At 65.3% G+C, this 495-nt stretch carries 1 pseudogene; it reads right to left on the minus strand.

The features are described 5' to 3' along the window. A pseudogene (locus CH341_RS34770) lies at positions 1-495 on the minus strand (glycoside hydrolase family 15 protein); the annotation flags it as partial.

Below are 495 nucleotides of genomic sequence, written 5' to 3' on the forward strand. Positions count from 1 at the left end.
CGCGCCAGCGCGACGGGTAACGGCCGTTCGCCACCCAATTGTGCCAGAAATCGCTCGTCTCGACGAAACTCCTGGAAACGTAGCCGGCGTCGATCGGCGGAGCATCTGCGCGGCCGGGACAGAGCACGACGAAGGCATGCTCGCCCTCTTTCAGGCGGAACCGCGCCTCTGCCGTGCCTTCCGATATGCCGAGCTCGACACGGCTATAGAGGAAGAGCTGCCTTTCCCCGTCGGAGAATTTGACCCCGTACGGGATCGCCTCCGCGCTCGTCGTACCGCGTCCGTAATCGAAGCGCGGCGCGCAGGAGAGCGTAAAATCGACATCGCCCTGGATCGCCTTCGCCCGCCGCACGATCCGCCCCGACCCGTCGAGAGGCATGAAGTCGGAAACCTCCGCCACGCTCTCGTCGCCCTGAAAGCGGGTGATGAGGATATTGGTGTCCGGCAGATAGAGCTGGCGCGAGCGCAGCCCGTCGCCGGCCGCATGCAGCTTGA

The organism is Rhodoplanes roseus (assembly GCF_003258865.1).
Lineage (GTDB): Bacteria > Pseudomonadota > Alphaproteobacteria > Rhizobiales > Xanthobacteraceae > Rhodoplanes > Rhodoplanes roseus.